Genomic DNA, 1,247 nt, shown 5'->3' on the forward strand with positions numbered 1-1,247 from the left:
GGAGAGGAAGGGGCTCGGGGACCGGGAACAAGGGCAGACCAGGAAGGCCGGGTGGGTCGTCGGATCCCTGGGGAAGTTTGACCCGCCTCTCGGAGTCGTCGAGGGCGTGAGCGATGTCCCCGAGCCGGTGGATCCACGGGTCGCCGAGGACGGAGTCGAGCAGCCCGCCGTCGTCGCCGTTGCCGCCGAACATGGGCTGGTCCCACGGCATGTCGACGTGGAAGGGGTCCACCCGGTCCTGGGTGATCTTCTTCTTCGCTGCTTCGACGTGGTCGGCGTAGCGGTCGCATGCCTTGGCGAGTTGGGTGCATGCGGCTACGAGGTTGGCGACCAGGGGCTCGTCCGAGTGGGCTTGGTCGGGCGGGGTGGCAAAGCCGACGAAGCCCTTGAAGTAGCGGCGGAACGCATCCGCGGCCTGGCCGGAGTGGGCCTTGTCCGCAGTGTGTGCGCTGGCTTGTGCATCTTCCAGGAAACGTGTCATCAGTTTGGCCCCGCGCCGCCAGGTGCCCGCCACGTCGCGCAGCTTCTCCGGCGAGCCGCGGAAGCGGTCACTCATTCCGGCGGGCGCGTACTGGTCGTACCATGCGGTCTCCCCGACGGCCTCCGGAAGTTCCTGCCCGAGCCCGAGGAAACTCTCGGAGCAGTCTGCTCCGGGATCGCCCATGCCGGCGGTCAGGTCCACCTGCTGGCCAAGGATCGCGGACGCGACCTGGCTTTCCTGCGCCATGAACTCGCGGGAGGTACGCATCAGGCCCTTGCCGGTCTCGCCCATCACATAGGCGCTGAATCCGATCTTGTCGAGCGTCGTGCCAGCCGCCGCCTTGTAGACCTTCGCGAATGCGCGCCCAGCATCGTCGTCCCCGGCCATCCCATGCTGCCGGTCGAGTTCGTGGAAGAGGGCGATGGCGGTTTCCCGCGTGCCGACCATGACCGTGTCCACCATGCCCATGGACGCCTTGATCATGCCCTCCACGATCAGTTTCACGTCCGGCGACAGCCCCACAGGGTCCCTCCATGCTCACTCGCCCGGGAAACCGGACGATCGGATCTCCGTTCTACCGCATGAGGATTCCCGGGTCGCAGCATCCCCCTGCGAGCCGGCAGAAGCAGTCGGTGGGAACTGTCAGTAGTAGAACTCCAGGAAGTCGATGCGCTCCAGGGCGACCCGCTCCTCCGTGTGGGCGGCTCGGTCGCGGTGGAAGTAGCAGGTGCCGAGGGCGTCGCTGAGGATGGCGCGTAGTTCTGCT

The 1,247-nt window shown here is 67.0% G+C and carries 1 protein-coding gene; it reads right to left on the reverse strand.

Going from position 1 to position 1,247, the window contains the following annotated elements; genetic code table 11:
* On the reverse strand, nucleotides 1-1,003 hold a 1,003-nt coding region (locus tag ACZ7P3_RS42505; protein ID WP_472090046.1), incomplete at its 3' end, for a WXG100 family type VII secretion target.
* Between the last annotated feature and the right edge of the window lie 244 nt (nucleotides 1,004-1,247).

This window comes from Streptomyces sp. NPDC107581 (genome assembly GCF_055657175.1).